The sequence below is a fragment of the Lacicoccus alkaliphilus DSM 16010 genome (assembly GCF_900142805.1).
Lineage (GTDB): Bacteria > Bacillota > Bacilli > Staphylococcales > Salinicoccaceae > Lacicoccus > Lacicoccus alkaliphilus.
Map to the genome: position 1 here is coordinate 89,268 of NZ_FRCF01000005.1, position 16,616 is coordinate 105,883.

The window sequence follows — 16,616 nt, forward strand, 5'->3', positions numbered from 1 at the left end:
TCAATGAGCGGTAGAGGCACTCCAGCGCTCACTCAGACCGGTCAATGAGCGGTAGAAGCGGGCCCGCGCTCACCCAGCCGGGTCAATGAGCGGTAGAAGTAGTCTATCGGCCAAACCATCGCCCCCCACCCCGCCAAAACGAAAAGAACCGGCACCCCCGCTTCACATGAGGGTACCGGTTTTATTTTTATGCTGTAATGTTTGCGCCGGAGTCACAGTGGATGATTTCACCCGTGATGCCGGACGCGAGGTCGCTCAACAGGAATGCGACGGTGTTGCCGACTTCAAGCTGGTCGACGTTGCGCTTCAGCGGTGCGCGCTCTTCGATTTCCTTCAGGATCGACTTGAACTCGCCGACTGCCGATGAACTCAAAGTACGGATCGGGCCTGCGGATACTGCATTCACACGGTAGCCGTCCGCACCGAGGTCGAGCGCCAGATAGCGCACGCTTGAATCAAGGGCCGCTTTCGCAACACCCATGACGTTGTAGTTCGGCATTGCGCGTTCGCCGCCGAGATAAGTCATCGTCACGAGGCTCGCACCCGGATTGAATGCTTTCTTCGCATGCTTCGCGACGATCGCAAGTGAGTATGCACTGATGTCGAGGGCCAGTGCAAAACCTTCCCTTGAAGTCTCGCTGTAGCCGCCCTGCAGCTCATCCTTGTTGGCATATGCGATGGCATGGAGGACGCCGTCGATGCCGCCGGTCTTCTCCTTGATCTCTTCAAAAGCACGTTCAACTTCCTCGTCTTTGGAAACATCACATTCGACGATGATCTCGTGGTCGCCCTGAAGATCACCGAGCAGTTTATCGAGCTCTCTGCGGAAACGTTCGTTCAGGATGGTGAATACGAGGTTTGCACCCATGCTGTCCAAAGCACGTGCAGCGCCCCATGCGATACTGCGCTTGTTTGCGACGCCCATAATGACATAAGTTTTGCCTTCCAGATTCATGGTAAAGTCTCCTTTATTAAAATAAGTATTATTATCGCTTGTTATTAGTACCTACTACTAATTTACTAATAATGAAAAAGAATTGCAACACATATCATGACCCGCTTGAAAAATAAAACCATCACAGCCATGCACCCGCATCCTAAAGCAATGCCGCCATGAAAATGTTCGCGAGGGTGAAATAGATCATCAGGCTGACGATGTCGTTCCCCGTCGTGATGAACGGTCCGCTCGCAACCGCCGGGTCGATGCCGATCCTGTTCATGAACATCGGGATGAGGGTGCCGATGAATGTCGCGACGGTCATGGCGACGAATAAGCTGAAGGCGACGATCATTCCGAGCGTCGGCTCCTGGTACATGACCAGTATGATCAGGTAGATCAGCGTCCCGCATGTGAGGCCGGTGATCAGGCCGGAGCCGACTTCCCTGAACACAAGCTTCACCTTGGATGATGCATCCACTTCACCGGTCGCTATCCCCCGCACCACTACCGCCAGCGACTGGGTGCCGGTGTTGCCGGCCATGCCGGCAATCAATGGGATGAAGGCACCGAGCAGCACGACCTGTGCCAGTGTGTCTTCAAAGAATGAGAGCATGCCGGCGGTGATCATCCCCATGAAGGTCAGTCCGACCAGCCAGGGCAGCCGTTTTTTGGCGGTTTCCCAGGAAGTGTCGGAAGTCTTCTCGGTCTCGCTCATACCTGCAAGCCTCGAGTAGTCTTCGCTCGCCTCTTCGTCGATGACGTCCATGATGTCATCGGCAGTGATGATGCCGACGAGATGTTCCTGATAATCCAGCACCGGCAGTGCAAGGAAGTCATAGTCACGCATGATCTGTGCGACTTCTTCCTGGTCATCCGATACAAAGACGGACACGACACGCTCGTTCATGATATCCCCGATATATTCATCATCGTCTGCAACGATCAGTTCCCTGAGGGACATGATGCCGACGAGTTTCCGTTTTTCATCCACGATGAACACATAGTAGATCGTCTCGGAATCCTGTGCGACGTCCTTCAGGTGGCGCATCGCTTCCCGCACGGTCATGAGGGAGGACAGGCTGACGAATTCCGTCGTCATGATACCGCCGGCCGTATCTTCCTCGTAGTTCAGGAGGCTGCGTATCTCTGCCGCATCCGCCCTGTCCATCAGCGCAAGGAACGTGGTGACCTTCGACTTCGGCAGCTTGTTCAATATATCGGCGGCGTTGTCATACTGCATCCTGCCGATCATCTCAGCGGCATAGCGTGCATCCATCGTCTCGAATAATTCATCATATGCTTCATCGTCATCGATTTCCAAACTGTCGAAGAACATCGAGACCTCTTCCGGTGAGAGCACCTCATACAAAAGGTCCCTGTCCGCTTCTTCCAGATCGGAATAAAACTCGCTCTGCTCATAAGTGTGCAGGTCCAGGAAATCTTCCCTGAAGCCGTCGATATCATTTTCCCTGAGCTGGGTGAGCAAAGCCTCATATTCAATTTCTATCTCTGTCATCTCTTCGATTTCCGGCATCCAGCCCACCACCTAAACTTAATCTCTATCTGAAATGAATGATTCATGCACCCTTTTCCAAAAAGGGAAGGGCCTGAACCGTGCGAATTTCACTTTTTCATCCGCCACCCTGAACTGTATCTGGCGCACCCCTTTATGTACGAGGTTGATATGGTCGACGGTCATCTTATAGATTTCACTGTTCACCGGGTGGACCTGCGTCGTATGGTGTTTCGGGAGCACAAGCGGTGAGCCCACGGTCCTGAAGACGCTGTTGTTGATTGATGCGATTTCGGTCAGCTGCAGCGCCTCGATCGACGGGTGGATGATCGCACCGCCGAGGGCTTTATTGTATGCGGTTGAACCGGAAGGGGTCGAGACGCAGATGCCGTCCCCGCGGAACCGTTCAAAATGCTGATTGCGGATATCGATGTCGCTGACAAGCGTCGTGCCATCCTCCGTCCGGAGCGTCGACTCGTTCAATGCAAGATATCTGGACTCCGTCCCGAAATTCTCATAGGTGATGATGATTTCAAGGAGCGGGTACTCGATCAGCTGATACTCATCATTCTGGATCGAGATGACGAGACGCTCCACTTCGTGCGGCAGCCAGTCCGCATAAAAGCCGAGGTGCCCTGTATGCACACCGACGAATGCAGCCGTATCGAGCAGGTGCTGATAGCGGTGGAATGCCTGCAGCAGCGTGCCGTCCCCACCGACGGAGATCACCATTTCCGGATTTTCCTCATCATGTTCCATCGCCATGTCCGACATGTAATGGACCATCCGGTCTTTCAAGGCGTTTGATTTCGTGTCTCCTTTCGAGACGATGACAAATCTCATGACGCGCCCTCCTTCCATCCTCTAAATGTTGCGCTTCTTGGAATAGTATTTCTGTGCATCCTGGATTTCCTCCCTGATTTCGGACATTTCCTGATCCAGCAGATAGGCGGCATCCGCAGCATTCTGCAGTCTCCTCCTGATTTCAGGCGGGTACTCTCCGGAATATTTGTAATTCAGTGTATGTTCGACCGTCGCCCAGAAATTCATGGCGAGCGTCCGGATTTGGATCTCTGCCAGTATGTGCACCGGCCCGTCGATGCTCTCGACCTGATAATCGATGATCAGGTGGTAGGAACGGTAACCGCTCTCTTTAGTGTTTTCAATGTAGTCCCTTTCTTCAACAATCGTCATATCATCGCGCAGCCTGATCTGATCGCAGATCAGGGCGATATCATCCACAAACTGGCACATGATGCGCACTCCGGCAATATCATACATCTCTTCACGCAGCCTGTCGTACGGGATATTGCGCGTGCCTGCTTTTTCGATGATGCTCTGAACAGGTTTCACACGGGCGGTCACGAATTCCACCGGTGAATACTTACGGTTCAGCTGATAATCTTTGCGGATCCCCTTGAGCTTGATCTTAAGCTCTTCCACAGCCTGTTGATAGGGCGCAAGAAATTTATCCCATCCATCCATCTGAACGCCTCCATTTATATCTGATCCCAGTCTTTGTCTTCTCATTTCATTTATGACGGACTGCCGCGTGATCCGTATCACTCCGGCACCTCCGGATCATTTCCATTATAACATTTAGCAGTGTCCGCATCACTCCCCCCTCGGCACGGGGGGGCCGTGCGACCACTGCTGACGCATTTAATTTTACCATATCACCACTCTTTTGATAATCTCTTAAATCTGTTTGCTTTACAGCCGATTTTAAATTTCGGATAATACTATATAAGGAGTGAGTGTATGCCTGAACTGGAAATCGAATTTAAAAATTTGCTTGACGAAGATGAATATAGTACGCTTTATGACACTTTCTTCAAAAGAGTGCCCGGGCAGTCCCTGGTCAACTATTACATAGATACCCCGGACCTTGCGCTGAGGCGCAGCACCCTGCTGCTCAGAGTGCGCAGGGATGACGGGAAGCAGATCATGACACTGAAGGCACCGGCTGTAAAGGGTGTCCTGGAGTTCAATGCAGAAGTGGACCTTGATCTGGACAACAGGAAGCATGTGGCACAGACTGAAGTGCCCGGTGTCATTGCCGATGAACTGGAAAAGAGGCACATCGGCTTTGATGATCTGAACATTTACGGCAGCCTGGCGACCGAACGTCATGAGACGGAGTATGAGGGCGGCCTGCTTGTGCTGGACAGGAGTTCATACCTCGGTTCGACGGATTATGAGATTGAATACGAAGTGAGCGATTACGATGAAGGTGAAGCGCTCTTCAACCGGCTGATGGCGGAGCATGACATCCCACGCCGGGGTGAAGTGACGAAAAGCGAACGTTTCTACCGTGTTCTAAGAAAAGGGAAGGATGAGGCCCAATGGTGAAGAAGAACCCGCTTTCAAACCCATACAAAGCAATCGGCACAGAAAAGCTGTACGAAATGGTCGACCGCTTCTATTATTATGTTGAACGCGATGACCGCATCAACCACCTGTTCCCGGGGGATTTCAAGGAAACCGCCTTTAAACAGAAATTGTTCCAGGTCCAATTCCTCGGCGGCCCGAACCTGTACATCCAGGAGTACGGCCACCCGATGATGAAGGCGCGCCATATGCCTTTCGTCATCACGCCCGAGGCCCGGGATGCCTGGCTCGAAAACATGTACCAGGCCATGCTTGATGTGGAGATACCGGAAGATTTGAGGGATTTTTTATTCCAGAGATATACGATGACCGCAAACCATATGGTCAATACACCCGACTGAGTTTTAGGATCAGTGAGATTTAAGGAGGAGCTTCGATGGACCGTGTGATACACCAATGGCCGGCGGTTGAGCCGCTCGACCAGAAGGTTGAAATCTTTTACTTTTTCGACCCGTTTTCTGATGTATGCCGTGAAATGGAACCCATCATCAATAAGTTGATTATTGAGTACCGGGAATACGTCACCATACAAAAAATCCTTGCACCGTCACTCACAGTTTTAACGAAGTGTCAGGCTCAGTCCACCTCTGATCAGGATAATCTTGCACTCGCCTACAAAGCGGCTGAAGTACAGGGCCGGAACAAAGCCCGCGCATTCATGCGCTATATATTGAACCGCATCGTGCCGACGAAAAGCATCTGCACATATGACCACATGCTGAAGAGCGCCGAGCTTGCCGGCCTGGACATCCAGAGCTTTTTCGAAGAAATAAACTCCAGCACCGTCAAAAGCATGCTGAGGCGCGACCTTGCCGTCTACCGTGAAATGGATGTCGGGGAGCTCCCGGCGATGGTGTTCTTCAGCGGCGATGTCCATGAAGAAGGCATCAAGGTCGAAGGTGCCTACCCCTACCACATATTCACCTACATCATCAATGAACTGCTTGAATTTGAAGTGGAGAAGAAGCCGCTGCCCGGCATCTATGACTATATCGAATCATTCGAAGTGGTCAGCTTCCATGAACTGAAGACCGTCTTTGAATGGCGCACGGGCCCGCTGCTGAATGAGCTGAAGAAACTGAAGCTGAAACGGCTGATCGATGAATTGGAGACGGATGAAACCACTTATTATCAGGTCCGCGGCGGGACTGAAGTCCTGAATGCCAATTGATTTCATTCTTATTCATCATCATCACCATCCTGCAGAGTGTTTCATCGCTTTGCAGGATTTTTTCATGGTCCGGAATGTTATAATCAGATCGAGAGGAGGGGATGGCCTTGCTGGAAGGATACTTATCATCGATGAAAATATTCGAAGCGTTGGATGATGAGGAAATCTCTGCCGTCGCTGAGATTGCCCATCATAAAAATATAGGAAAGCACACACACCTTTTCCATATGGGGGAGGAGATGGTCAACTTCTATTTCGTCATCAGGGGAAACGTGAAGATATACCGCATTGATGCAGAGGGACGGGAGCAGATCATCAACTTCTTCGGGAAAAGCGAGATGTTCCCGCACCACGCGATCTTCAGGAAAGACCCGTACCCTGCAAGTGCCGTGACCGCTGAAGATTCCGAAGTGGTCTTCATAGGCAAGAAGGATTTTGAAGAGGTCATCAGGAGGAGACCGGGCATCGCTGTAAAGCTGTTCCACTACATCGGTGAAGTCATCGTCGATCTGCAGCACCGTCTCCAGGAGAAGATACTGAAACCGACTGATGAACAGGTGCTCCTTCTCATCCGCCGGCTCGCTTATGCACACGGGCTCGTGCTCAATGACGGCCGGCGGGAAATCACCCTGAAACTGACGAAGCAGGAGATGGCCAACATGATCGGCCTCACCCGCGAAACCGTGAGCCGGAACATCTCCATGTTCAGGAAGCTCGGCATACTGGAAATCGGGAGTTCAGGCAGGATGATCGTCGATTTGGATGAGCTTGAGACGTATATATAGGTTGAATGGGAACGCCCCGCCGGAATTTGTCCCGGCGGGGTTCCTGTTTTGTGCACTCGGAGTAAGTTTTCAAGTTCAAGTGCACAGGATTCTTGCCGGAGCGTGCACTTGAGGAGGGGGTAAGCCTCAGCTGAGCAGCCGGCACCTCCTTAAAGCCAAACGTAAAAGGGGCTGGAACATCAGTTCTTAAAGAAGTATTAATTGAATGAAAGAGACGAAAAACCCGTACATTTGACTCCCGGGGGAACAGCATCTGTGCAAGACTACAGGCTTGCGCGATGCCCCGGGAAAGCAAACGTACGGATTTATTTTTCATATAAAATTCCGTTCCAGCTCCTTCATTCACGCGGATTCCGAATCATCACCGAAGTACTGGCTCTGATCGGTGAAGAGTACCAGCAGTATATACATGATGATGCACAGTACCAGAAAAGCGAATCCCCATCCGACCGTCTGCTGGTCGATCATCAGGTAATTGTTGCATAATGTGCTTTCTGCGAATATATACAGGTAGGCCAGCACTGCGAATATGACCATCAGCACCAGGAACAGCACGACTTCAAAAGTCCGGGAGATCTTCTTCCAACTGTCGCGCAAAGGCACGCCGGCAAGGAACGGCAGGGAGATGAACTTCCATAACTCGACATACCAGAGCTCGAGTGCCTCATCCATCGCGCGCGGCAGCATCCAGTAGAGCAGGATGATCAGGAACAGCACCACACCGGGCAGACCGGTTTCATTATACTTTCCGAATATATGGCCGAAGTGTTTTTGAAAGAAGGGCGCCATCAGCAGCCCCGCCACAAACAACAGCATCATCTGCATATGCATATGGAAAGCCATGACGGATTCGAGCAGGTCCCGCGCCGGGGGCAGTGCCAGAAAGATCACAAGCGTCAATCCGTACCGGAACTGTTTCATCGTGCCGACACCTCCGCATCCTCTGCCACGGCTGCTTCGATCGTCTCCACTGCCTGACCGACCTCACGGTAATCCAGCACTTCGCCGAGCCGGCCGTCCGGTTCTATCAGATAAAATGATGTATTATGCTGATAATCCGCATCCCCTTCCGGAATGACCGTCACCCCGTACATGTCCAGTATATCCTCAAGATCATCTTCATCCGGCACACGGAGCATCCGCCAGCTCCCGCCGTCCGCTTCAAAATACCCTGCGTAACGGTCAAGCACTTCGACCGTATCCCGTTCCGTATCGAACGAGACGCTTAAGAACACCAGGTCATCTTCATACAGCGCCGGGTCGATCATGTCATAGACGTATTTCATATTCGACGACATCTCGGGGCACGCGGTTGCACACGAAGTATAGATGAAGGTCATCAGCATATGCTTACCTTCGAATTCATCAAAATCATATTTCCGCCCTTTATTGTCGACGACTTCGATGTTCGGAAATTCAGGCGGCCGGTCTTTCAGATCCTGCAGCCGCTGTGCCTCCATCGTGAATGCGGTGAATCCGTTAGTTGAGAAAAACAGCAGGAGGCCACCCAGGAATAAAATGACTCCGCTGATTACAAAATCTTTTTTCATCCGTAGTGGCCTCCTGTCTTAATATGATCAAAATGTCCGGATCGGCGGTGATCCCGGCGGTGCATTGCCGATCAGATCCACCAGCGGCACGACGTACCCCATGGAAATGATGAGTATGGCAACGATGACCCAGAGTCCCCAGTTCTCCGTCCATTTCGGTGTTTTGTGCGCATCCTCCTCCTGCTCCTCGACGACCATGAACTCGGTGTAGCCTTTCGGTGCGAGGAACATCAGATGGAAGACGATGTAGACGATCAGTACGATGCCGACCATCAGCAGCGTGCCGCCGGCCCCGACGAACAGCAGGTATGGATCCCATGCCAGTGCGGTCTCACTGCCGCCGTAAGTCGTATATTCCGTACGTCGCGGTGAACCGAGCAGTCCGACGTATGACATCGACAGTGTCATGAACAGCATGCCGACCGTCCAGAACATCGTCTGCCATATGCCGAGGTTGTGGATCTTCTTCGTCAGCACCCTGCCCGACAAGTGCGGGATGAGCCAGTAGACGAGTCCGAAGAATGTCAGCACCACTGCCACCCCGACGGTCACGTGGAAATGTCCGACGACCCATAAGGTGTTATGGACGACCTGGTTCAGCTGGTTGTTGGTCTGTGCGATGCCGCCCGCCCCGCCGAAGATGAACGAAATCATCGCCAGCATGATGGCAAGGAACCTCACGTCATACCAGGGCAGTTTCCAGAACCAGCCGAGGAGTCCTTTTCCGCCCCGGCGGCGCCCGGTCCGCTCAAGTGTGGCAAACAGCGCGAAAGCCGTCAGCAATGAAGGGACCGCGATGGCCAGGCTCATGAACAAGTGCATGAACTTCAGCCCTTCCGAGAAACCCGGGTCCACAATCTGATGATGGAATCCGCCCGGCACGTTCAGGACGACGATCAGTATGACGACCGCCCTTGCAAGCGAGTCACTGAACAACTTTCCGCCGATCACTTTCGGCAGGACCATGTACCATGCCGAAACCGCGACCAGGTACCAGACGTTGACCAGCGTATGCCCGAATGCCCAGAACAATGTCCGCGTCAGCATGACGTTGATCGTGTCGATCCAGCCGAATGCCCAAGGTATGATATAAAACACTTCCGCCGCAACGAACATGGTGGAGAAAGTGATGAGTACGTATACACCGACAGCGAAGAAGGCGAACAATGGCAGGTGTGCCCCCTTATTCCGCCGCTTCCATCTGAAGGCACTGATGAAGACGCCGATGCCGGACAGCCAGATGTTCAGTACGACGAAGACCAGTCCGATGTAGAACCACGGGCTTGCGGCCATCGGTGCGTAGAATGTGTAAAGCACCGTCGCCTCTCCTGCCAGCACCATGATGACGACCAGGATCGAGCCGAACATGAAGAGCCCATAGGCCACCCAGCCCAACATCCTGATGCCTTTCGTCAGTCCGCCGAGGACATAATCCACTGCGGACCAAAGGTAGCCGTTCATGAATAATGTGGTGAATGCAAGTATCAATAAAATGCCATGCAGCGTCAATACTTCATAATAGTTGATGCCGCCGACGATTTCGAGTACGCCCGCACGGTTCAGCCCCTGGACGAGGCCGAGGAACCCCCCGACGAGGAGGAGCGCGAAAGCTGTGGCAAAGTTCGTCAAGGCCAGTGTGTTTGATGTGACTATTTTAAGTGGTTTCTTCATCCTCTCACTCCTCCACCGTAATCGTTGCAGACATCATATGGTGGCCGACACCGCAGTATTCATTGCATACCATGATGTATTCACCCGCTTCGTGGAATGTCTGTGTAATTTCCTGAATGAACCCCGGCACCACCATCGTATTCAGGTTGGTATGCGGCACGTTCACCCCGTGCACCACATCTTTCGTCGCCATCCTGAAAGTCACTTCCGCACCTTCCGGCACCGTGATTTCACCAGGCTGGAACTCGAATGCCTGCAGCGTCATGATCACTTCATACTGGTTGTCCCCGAGCTCGTAGACGCCCGGTTCCGAGAATTCCGGATGCGATTCGATCGCCTGGGGGTCGATATGTTCCTGGTGCGACGGCGGACCCATGCCCATGGCGAATGCCTGGTATCCGGTGATGCCCATCGCTATGATGATGAGGCCGACCGCTATGATCATCCATATTTCTTCCATCTTGTTCATTTTCATGGTATTCCTACTCCCTTCTCAAACGTGTTAATGGCGCATGATGAACAAAACAAGCAGGACACCGGTCCACAGGACGACCGAGCCGCCGACGAAGACTATCGTAGAAAATAATGTGCCTTTTAAAGACAATTCTTCAGTCGTGCTTCTTTCCACCGGCTTTTCCTCTTCCCTCAATTTTTCTGCCATTTCCATCCCTCCCAATCATTCATTTGCGTCCTTATCAACTTGTTTCAAGTATAAGCGGGATGGACGTGCGGCATTGTGATTCAAGTCACATCACAGAAGGTTTTTCAGAAGTTTCAATACATTGAATTTTCAGTTAAATAAAGGCATAAAAAAAGCAGCACACCTACTATAGTGTGCTGCTTTAAACAAAGGGGATGGGAGAAATTTTTCACTGTATAACAAAGGGGTATGTTTCAGTGATAAAATTTTCATGTATAAAATATAACATCCCGCAAGGCTTTGAGCAATGTTTTGAACAGCTTTTCACAATTTGTTCATAATGTAAACGTATTCACATACTCACTTGTATTTAAAATGAGTACAAGTCGTGTTTTTCTTCGTTCTTAAACCTCTTCCAACAGCCTTTCGAACTCATCCAGCTGGCTTTCAAACACTTTCATCGCATTGGCGATCGGCTCGCTAGTCGTCATGTCGACCCCTGCATTTTTGAGGATCTCGATCGGGTAGTCGGAAGCGCCTTTCTTAAGAAATTCATTGATGTAGCGGTCCCTGACCTCTTCCCCGCCTTCAAGCACCTGCTTCGACAGTGTCGCTGCCGCAGCATAGCCTGTGGCGTACTGGTACACATAGTAATTCATATAAAAATGCGGGATGCGCGCCCACTCCACTTCGATGTTTTCATCATAATCCACTGCAGGACCGTAATACTTCGTGTTCAGTTCCCCGTATACTTCACTCAGTTTGGATGCCGTGAGCGGCACGCCGCTCTCCTTCAACGTGTGGATTTCATGTTCGAACTCCGCAAACATCGTCTGGCGGAACACCGTGCCCCTGAAGCCTTCCAACTGCTCATTCAGCAGATATAATTTCTTTTTCGTATCATCAAGATTCGCATACATATAATCCGCGAGCAGCGCTTCATTGAAAGTGCTGGCCACTTCTGCGACGAAGATCGAATAACCGGCCTGGTTCGAAGTCTGGTGCCTGCGGCTGTAATAACTGTGTACCGAGTGCCCGAATTCATGTGCCAGTGTGAAGAGGTTATTCACGTTATCCTGCCAGTTCATCAGGATAAACGGATTGGTGCCGTATGTGCCTGAGGAGTATGCACCGCTCCGCTTGCCTTTATTTTCGTAGACATCGACCCAGCGGCTGGAGAGCCCTTCATCCAAAATATCCAGATAACCCTCACCCATCGGGGAGAGTCCCGATTTGAGCCACTCTTTCGCTTCGTCATACGTCACTTCAAAATCCACATCTTCGATCAACGGCGTATATATGTCGTACATCTTCATGGAATCCAGATTCAGGACTTTCTTCCTCAGTTCAGTGTAACGGTGCAGCAGATGCAGGTGATCATTGACCGTATCCACAAGCTGGTCATAGACGCTCTCAGGGATATGATTGTTCGACAGCGCCTGGTGGCGGCTCGATTCATAGCCTCTGATATTCGCACTGAAGATGTGTGTATTGACGACGCCTGACAGTGTCTGGCTCAAAGTATTCTTGTAGGCATCGTATTTTGAATACAGGTTTTCATAGGCGGACCGGCGCAGTTTTCTGTCGGGTGACTTCAGCAGGTCCACATAAGTGCCCTGTGTCAGGGTGTGGGTGTTGCCTTCCGAGTCGACTGCCGGTTCGAATTCAAGGTCTGCGTTATTGAACATGCCGAACACGGAAGACGGTGTGGACATCACTTCTCCCGCCTGTGCTATCAATTTTTCCTCTTTGTCGCTCAGAACGTGCGGCCGTTCATTATTCAGTATTTCCAGATCGAACTTGAATTCCTTCAGGCGGTCATCTTCCATGTAAGCTTTCAATGTTTCTTCCTCAAGCTTTAAAATCTCCGGTGTGAGGAAACTCCATGCCGAACTGAACTTGACTGCCAGCGTGCGTGCACGGCTTTCCAGTGCACTGTAGGTATCATTCGATGTATCCTGATCGTGCTTCAAATGTGCGTAGACGAACAGCCGTCCAAGACGTTCACCGAGTCCGCGTTCGGTCTCCAGTGCCTCCAGCAGAGTTTCCACTGAATTTATATTGCCTTTGAATTTCTCTTCGTCCCCGAGATGTGATTCCAGCTTTTCATACTCGGTTTCAAATGCTTCATCACTTTCAAAAATCGTCGTCAGATCCCATGTATTTTCGAGCTTCTGCTCATCTCTCGCAATGACTTTCGCCATGTAAACCCCTCCAATAGATTGATGTTCCAATTTTCTCAATTATCATGGGAAATTTCAAGTTCCGAACGTTTATGTGAATTATATAACATGACATACTCCTGGATCAGCCGTCTTGCAAGCACGTTCTTCCCGGATATCCCATGGATCAGCCTCGGCTTCAGCATTTCCATGAACAACGTCATGTTGAACGTGCCCCGCTCAAGATGATAGTAGATGAAAAGCTTCCATTCGAGCGGCGGATTCGCGATCAGACGCTCAGCCGGTGTCGTATACTTCAAATACTCCGGCAGCGTCTCCACAGTCAGGCGCATCTGATACAGGAACGTCAATGTCAGGTTCTGGACCGTCCGCCTGCTGCGCTCACGGCTGATGATGCGTTTCAGTTCGACTGTGGAAAGCTGCCTTGCACCAAGGTGCTCCGGGGGTACATGGTCCGGCAGTGATTTCACATCCACCCTCTCCTTTTTGAAATAAAACCGCCCGCCCCCGGCGTGATGGCGGAGATGGTGGATGTAAACATCTTTCGTTTTGAAGTCGATCGTATAAATTTTACAGGCCTTTTGGCACGCAAGCTGAAAATGTGTTGGAATAATGTACTCACCTTCCGCCTTAAGGGAGGCATGATCGAGCAGCCAGATCACATCGATGCCGATCGAAGCATAACCGCCGGTACGGTCCAGGATCAGCTGTGGCGCGATGGTGGAAAGCTGGATTTCGAGTGCCAGGCTTTCATTGATCAAAAGATCTGCAATCTGCTCTATCTCCGGCAGATAATATTCCATCGCTGCATGGTGATCGGGCGTGAGTGCCAGATAAAGGTCGTGCTTCAGTTCCAGATGCGCAACAGACTCCCGTTTGTAAAGATACCGCATGCAGTCCATGATGTGATGATGCGAAAAGTGGGCGGTTTTCACCGGCCCTTTCTTCAAAGTGACTCTGGAATCGCAGACCGGGCAGAAATAATGCCGGCCTTTCTTTGCATTATCGGCAAGTACCTGCCCGCCGTTTTCATCAACAGCCATTTTCAAAATAAAAACCCCCTTTCCTATATATGCCGGAAATGGGGGTTTTTGATTTATTTTATTGATGAGTAAATTATTTTTCTTGGAAAAATCTTCTTACCTGGGCACGGACGTTATGGCTCATGATGATGTCACCATATTCTTCAATCAATGCCGGGGCAACATCCGACGGACTGCCATATTCGGTCAGGGACGCCTCGACGCCCTGGATCTCCGCCTTCGACAGACGGTGGTCGAAAATCACCTGATAATAGTACTCGCCGTTATAGACGTGGAGCAGGTCTTCATACACCGTCTCGTCCAGTTCCACCTGGTGTGCATATTCAATCAATGTTTCAAAATCATCGAACTTCACCAGTGCGAATTGCTCCGTCGACTGCTCCGTTTCGGAGGCACTTTCGACCGCATCGTTCAAGAACGATTCAATATCGTTGTCATTTATGTTCATGTTGGATGGGTCCATCGCGTAATCTTCCTCACCATTTTGAGATTTTGACACCACTACTTCAATACCGCGGTCATATGCATGGACCTGGATCCACAGCGGCCCTTCCATTCCAAAGCCTTCGCCATGTTCCACATTGACTTCGTCCATCAGGGACCAGAAGAATTCTTCACCGCGCTTCCTGTTCATCCAGAGTTCATCCCTGTCAAACCCGCGCTTCTCGATGTCGGCATAAGTCATAAAGAATTTGATCGTCGACTCATTGACACGTTCTATCCTCATTGATTTCACTTCCTCTCACAAGAGACTTATTACTTATAGTATACCTTCATTTACAATAATAAAACAAATACATTGTTTTTGTTCAATAAAGTATACTTAAAAAGCCTGCGGAATTCAAGAAATCCGCAGGCTTTCATTTAGAATATATCAGTTTATACAGGGGGGATCAAACTGAAACTTAAAGTCAATGTATGGGTGATTACATCTCAGCCAGCCTTTTAGCTTCAAGAAGGTGGAAGTTCCTCACTTTACGCGGGAGGAAACGACGGATCTCATCTTCGTTGTAGCCGACCTGGAGACGCTTTTCATCCATGATGATCGGTCTTCTCAAAAGACCTGGATTTTCCATGATTAATGTGTATAATTCTTTCATAGGTAAGGAATCGATATCCACATTCAACTTCTGAAAAGTTTTTGAACGTGTTGAAATGATTTCATCAGTGCCATCTTCGGTCATTCTTAAAATCGCTTTGACCTCTTCCAATGTCAATGGCTCGGAGAATATATTCCTTTCAGTATAAGGGATTTCATTTTCTTGCAGCCACGCTTTAGCTTTCCGGCAAGACGTGCAGCTTGGAGAAGTAAACAATGTTACCATACAACTCACGCTCCAATACTCAATAGATTTGTATCATTAGTATACCCCATGTGGGACACTTTGTAACCATCCTTAAGAACGATTCAAGTGCATCAACTAACTTACAATTCATATTATAACGGTCGAACATTAAAATAAAATGAGAAAACCTTAATAATCACACAAAAATTTAGAAAATTTTATTTTTGTCAATTTTGACGAAAATTCGACTGTATTGCAGTTATGCGCGAATTTTATTATGATTGAACTAACAAGAGCGACTGATAAGTCAATAAGGGAAGGGTAACCAATTATGAAAACATTATTCTCAGGAGTACAGCCAAGCGGCATACCGACAATCGGAAATTATCTCGGGGCATACAAACAATTCACCGAACTTCAGGATGAATACGATTCATACTTCTGCATCGTCGACCAGCATGCGATCACGGTGCCCCAGGACAGGTTGAAGTTAAGGGAGAACACCAAGACACTCGCAGCGATTTACCTCGCCTCCGGACTCGATCCGGATAAGATCACCCTGTTCGTACAAAGTGAGGTGGCGGCACATGCCAAAGCGTCATGGATGCTTCAGTGCGTCAGTTATATCGGTGAACTGGAACGCATGACCCAGTTCAAGGATAAGGCACAGAAACAGAATGCAAAGGAAGGCATCAATGTCGGCCTCCTCACCTATCCGACTTTGATGGCCGCAGATATTCTGCTGTACAGTGCAAGCGTCGTTCCTGTAGGAGATGACCAGGACCAGCATCTGGAGCTCACACGCACACTTGCCGAGCGTTTCAACAACCGCTACAACGACATATTCACCGTGCCGGAAGTGAAACATCCCGAAGTCGGCGGCCGGATCATGAGCCTGAACGACCCGACGAGGAAGATGAGCAAGAGTGATGACAACGCAAAATCCTATATTTCACTTCTGGATGACCCGAAAGCTGCTGCGAAGAAGATCCGCAGCGCCGTGACCGATTCCGGATCCGAAATCATTTTTGATAAAGAGAATAAACCGGGGATTTCGAATCTCCTTGTAATATACAGCGGGCTGACGGACAAGAGCATCAAGACGCTGGAGTCCGATTATGCCGGCAAGAGCTACGGCGAATTTAAAGTTGCACTCGGTGAAGTCGTCGAATCATTCCTGACTGACTTCCAGGCACGTGTCAACGAGTACGTCGATTCCGGACGGATCGATGATATCCTGGACGAAGGACGCGAGCGTGCATCGAGAAAAGCCGACAAAATGGTCGAAAAGATGGAGCGCGCAATGGGACTCGGCAGGAAGAGACGATAAGTTTCTACTATAGTATAGTGGATGGGGTACCGCACACCGGAGGGTGTGCGTTTTTTTATATCGCTCATTCCTGCGGCCCAGTGAGCGACAGGGGCCGGCTAGCGCTCATTCAG

Annotated in this window: 18 protein-coding genes; 5 read left to right on the forward strand and 13 right to left on the reverse strand. The window is 50.3% G+C overall.

All coding sequences use genetic code 11. The annotated features are described in order from the left end of the window. Positions 1-187: 187 nt before the first annotated feature. The 4 genes from fabI to yjbM form a co-directional block, all read right to left on the reverse strand. Positions 188-955, reverse strand: coding sequence for an enoyl-ACP reductase FabI (gene fabI / locus BUA12_RS07745; RefSeq protein ID WP_072710029.1), 768 nt, complete (start codon positions 953-955; stop codon positions 188-190). A 142-nt stretch (positions 956-1,097) separates the two neighbouring features. Then, the gene (gene mgtE / locus BUA12_RS07750; protein WP_072710030.1) at positions 1,098-2,474 is read right to left on the reverse strand and encodes a magnesium transporter; all 1,377 of its coding nucleotides are present in this window, start codon (positions 2,472-2,474) and stop codon (positions 1,098-1,100) included. A gap of 18 nt (positions 2,475-2,492) precedes the next feature. After that, a complete protein-coding gene (locus tag BUA12_RS07755) occupies positions 2,493-3,296 on the reverse strand; it encodes an NAD kinase (protein WP_072710031.1) in 804 nt (267 codons plus the stop codon). A 21-nt stretch (positions 3,297-3,317) separates the two neighbouring features. Beyond that, positions 3,318-3,938, reverse strand: coding sequence for a GTP diphosphokinase (gene yjbM / locus BUA12_RS07760; RefSeq protein WP_072710032.1), 621 nt, complete (start codon positions 3,936-3,938; stop codon positions 3,318-3,320). Positions 3,939-4,214: 276 nt separating this feature from the next. On the opposite strand from yjbM, the gene BUA12_RS07765 reads away from it, so the two are divergent. The 4 genes from BUA12_RS07765 to BUA12_RS07780 all read left to right on the forward strand — a co-directional run bounded on the left by BUA12_RS07765 (position 4,215) and on the right by BUA12_RS07780 (position 6,800). Continuing rightward, positions 4,215-4,805: a CYTH domain-containing protein gene (locus BUA12_RS07765; RefSeq protein WP_072710033.1), complete on the forward strand. Its 591-nt coding sequence runs from the start codon at positions 4,215-4,217 to the stop codon at positions 4,803-4,805. Then, positions 4,799-5,185, forward strand: coding sequence for a globin domain-containing protein (locus BUA12_RS07770; RefSeq protein WP_072710034.1), 387 nt, complete (start codon positions 4,799-4,801; stop codon positions 5,183-5,185). The genes BUA12_RS07765 and BUA12_RS07770 overlap by 7 nt, the downstream gene beginning before the upstream one ends. A gap of 35 nt (positions 5,186-5,220) precedes the next feature. Continuing rightward, entirely contained in the window at positions 5,221-6,015 is a 795-nt protein-coding gene (locus BUA12_RS07775) for a DsbA family protein (RefSeq protein WP_072710035.1), read from the forward strand. Between the two features lie 107 nt (positions 6,016-6,122). After that, positions 6,123-6,800: a Crp/Fnr family transcriptional regulator gene (locus BUA12_RS07780; protein WP_178138246.1), complete on the forward strand. Its 678-nt coding sequence runs from the start codon at positions 6,123-6,125 to the stop codon at positions 6,798-6,800. A gap of 342 nt (positions 6,801-7,142) precedes the next feature. On the opposite strand, the gene BUA12_RS07785 is transcribed toward BUA12_RS07780, so the two are convergent. From BUA12_RS07785 to spxA, 9 genes are all read right to left on the reverse strand, one after another. Continuing rightward, positions 7,143-7,721: a hypothetical protein gene (locus tag BUA12_RS07785; protein ID WP_072710037.1), complete on the reverse strand. Its 579-nt coding sequence runs from the start codon at positions 7,719-7,721 to the stop codon at positions 7,143-7,145. Beyond that, on the reverse strand, positions 7,718-8,350 hold the full coding sequence (locus BUA12_RS07790; RefSeq protein WP_072710038.1) for an SCO family protein: 633 nt from the start codon (positions 8,348-8,350) through the stop codon (positions 7,718-7,720). The genes BUA12_RS07785 and BUA12_RS07790 overlap by 4 nt, the downstream gene beginning before the upstream one ends. Before the next feature lie 27 nt (positions 8,351-8,377). Beyond that, positions 8,378-10,021: a cbb3-type cytochrome c oxidase subunit I gene (locus tag BUA12_RS07795; RefSeq protein ID WP_072710039.1), complete on the reverse strand. Its 1,644-nt coding sequence runs from the start codon at positions 10,019-10,021 to the stop codon at positions 8,378-8,380. A gap of 4 nt (positions 10,022-10,025) precedes the next feature. Continuing rightward, positions 10,026-10,496, reverse strand: a complete 471-nt coding sequence (locus BUA12_RS07800) for a cytochrome c oxidase subunit II (protein WP_072710040.1) — start codon at positions 10,494-10,496, stop codon at positions 10,026-10,028. 27 nt (positions 10,497-10,523) lie between these two features. Further along, the gene (locus BUA12_RS13050) at positions 10,524-10,682 is read right to left on the reverse strand and encodes a hypothetical protein (protein ID WP_178138247.1); all 159 of its coding nucleotides are present in this window, start codon (positions 10,680-10,682) and stop codon (positions 10,524-10,526) included. Between the two features lie 383 nt (positions 10,683-11,065). Then, on the reverse strand, positions 11,066-12,865 hold the full coding sequence (gene pepF, locus BUA12_RS07805; protein WP_072710041.1) for an oligoendopeptidase F: 1,800 nt from the start codon (positions 12,863-12,865) through the stop codon (positions 11,066-11,068). 35 nt (positions 12,866-12,900) lie between these two features. Continuing rightward, positions 12,901-13,887 (reverse strand): competence protein CoiA, encoded by a 987-nt coding sequence (locus BUA12_RS07810; protein WP_245772778.1) that lies wholly within the window; start codon positions 13,885-13,887, stop codon positions 12,901-12,903. Between the two features lie 73 nt (positions 13,888-13,960). After that, on the reverse strand, positions 13,961-14,614 hold the full coding sequence (gene mecA / locus BUA12_RS07815) for an adaptor protein MecA (RefSeq protein WP_072710043.1): 654 nt from the start codon (positions 14,612-14,614) through the stop codon (positions 13,961-13,963). A 199-nt stretch (positions 14,615-14,813) separates the two neighbouring features. Then, a complete protein-coding gene (gene spxA / locus BUA12_RS07820; RefSeq protein WP_052256930.1) occupies positions 14,814-15,212 on the reverse strand; it encodes a transcriptional regulator SpxA in 399 nt (132 codons plus the stop codon). A gap of 292 nt (positions 15,213-15,504) precedes the next feature. Here spxA and trpS point away from each other — a divergent pair, with 292 nt between their 5' ends. Continuing rightward, a complete protein-coding gene (gene trpS / locus BUA12_RS07825) occupies positions 15,505-16,503 on the forward strand; it encodes a tryptophan--tRNA ligase (RefSeq protein WP_072710044.1) in 999 nt (332 codons plus the stop codon). Positions 16,504-16,616: the final 113 nt, after the last annotated feature.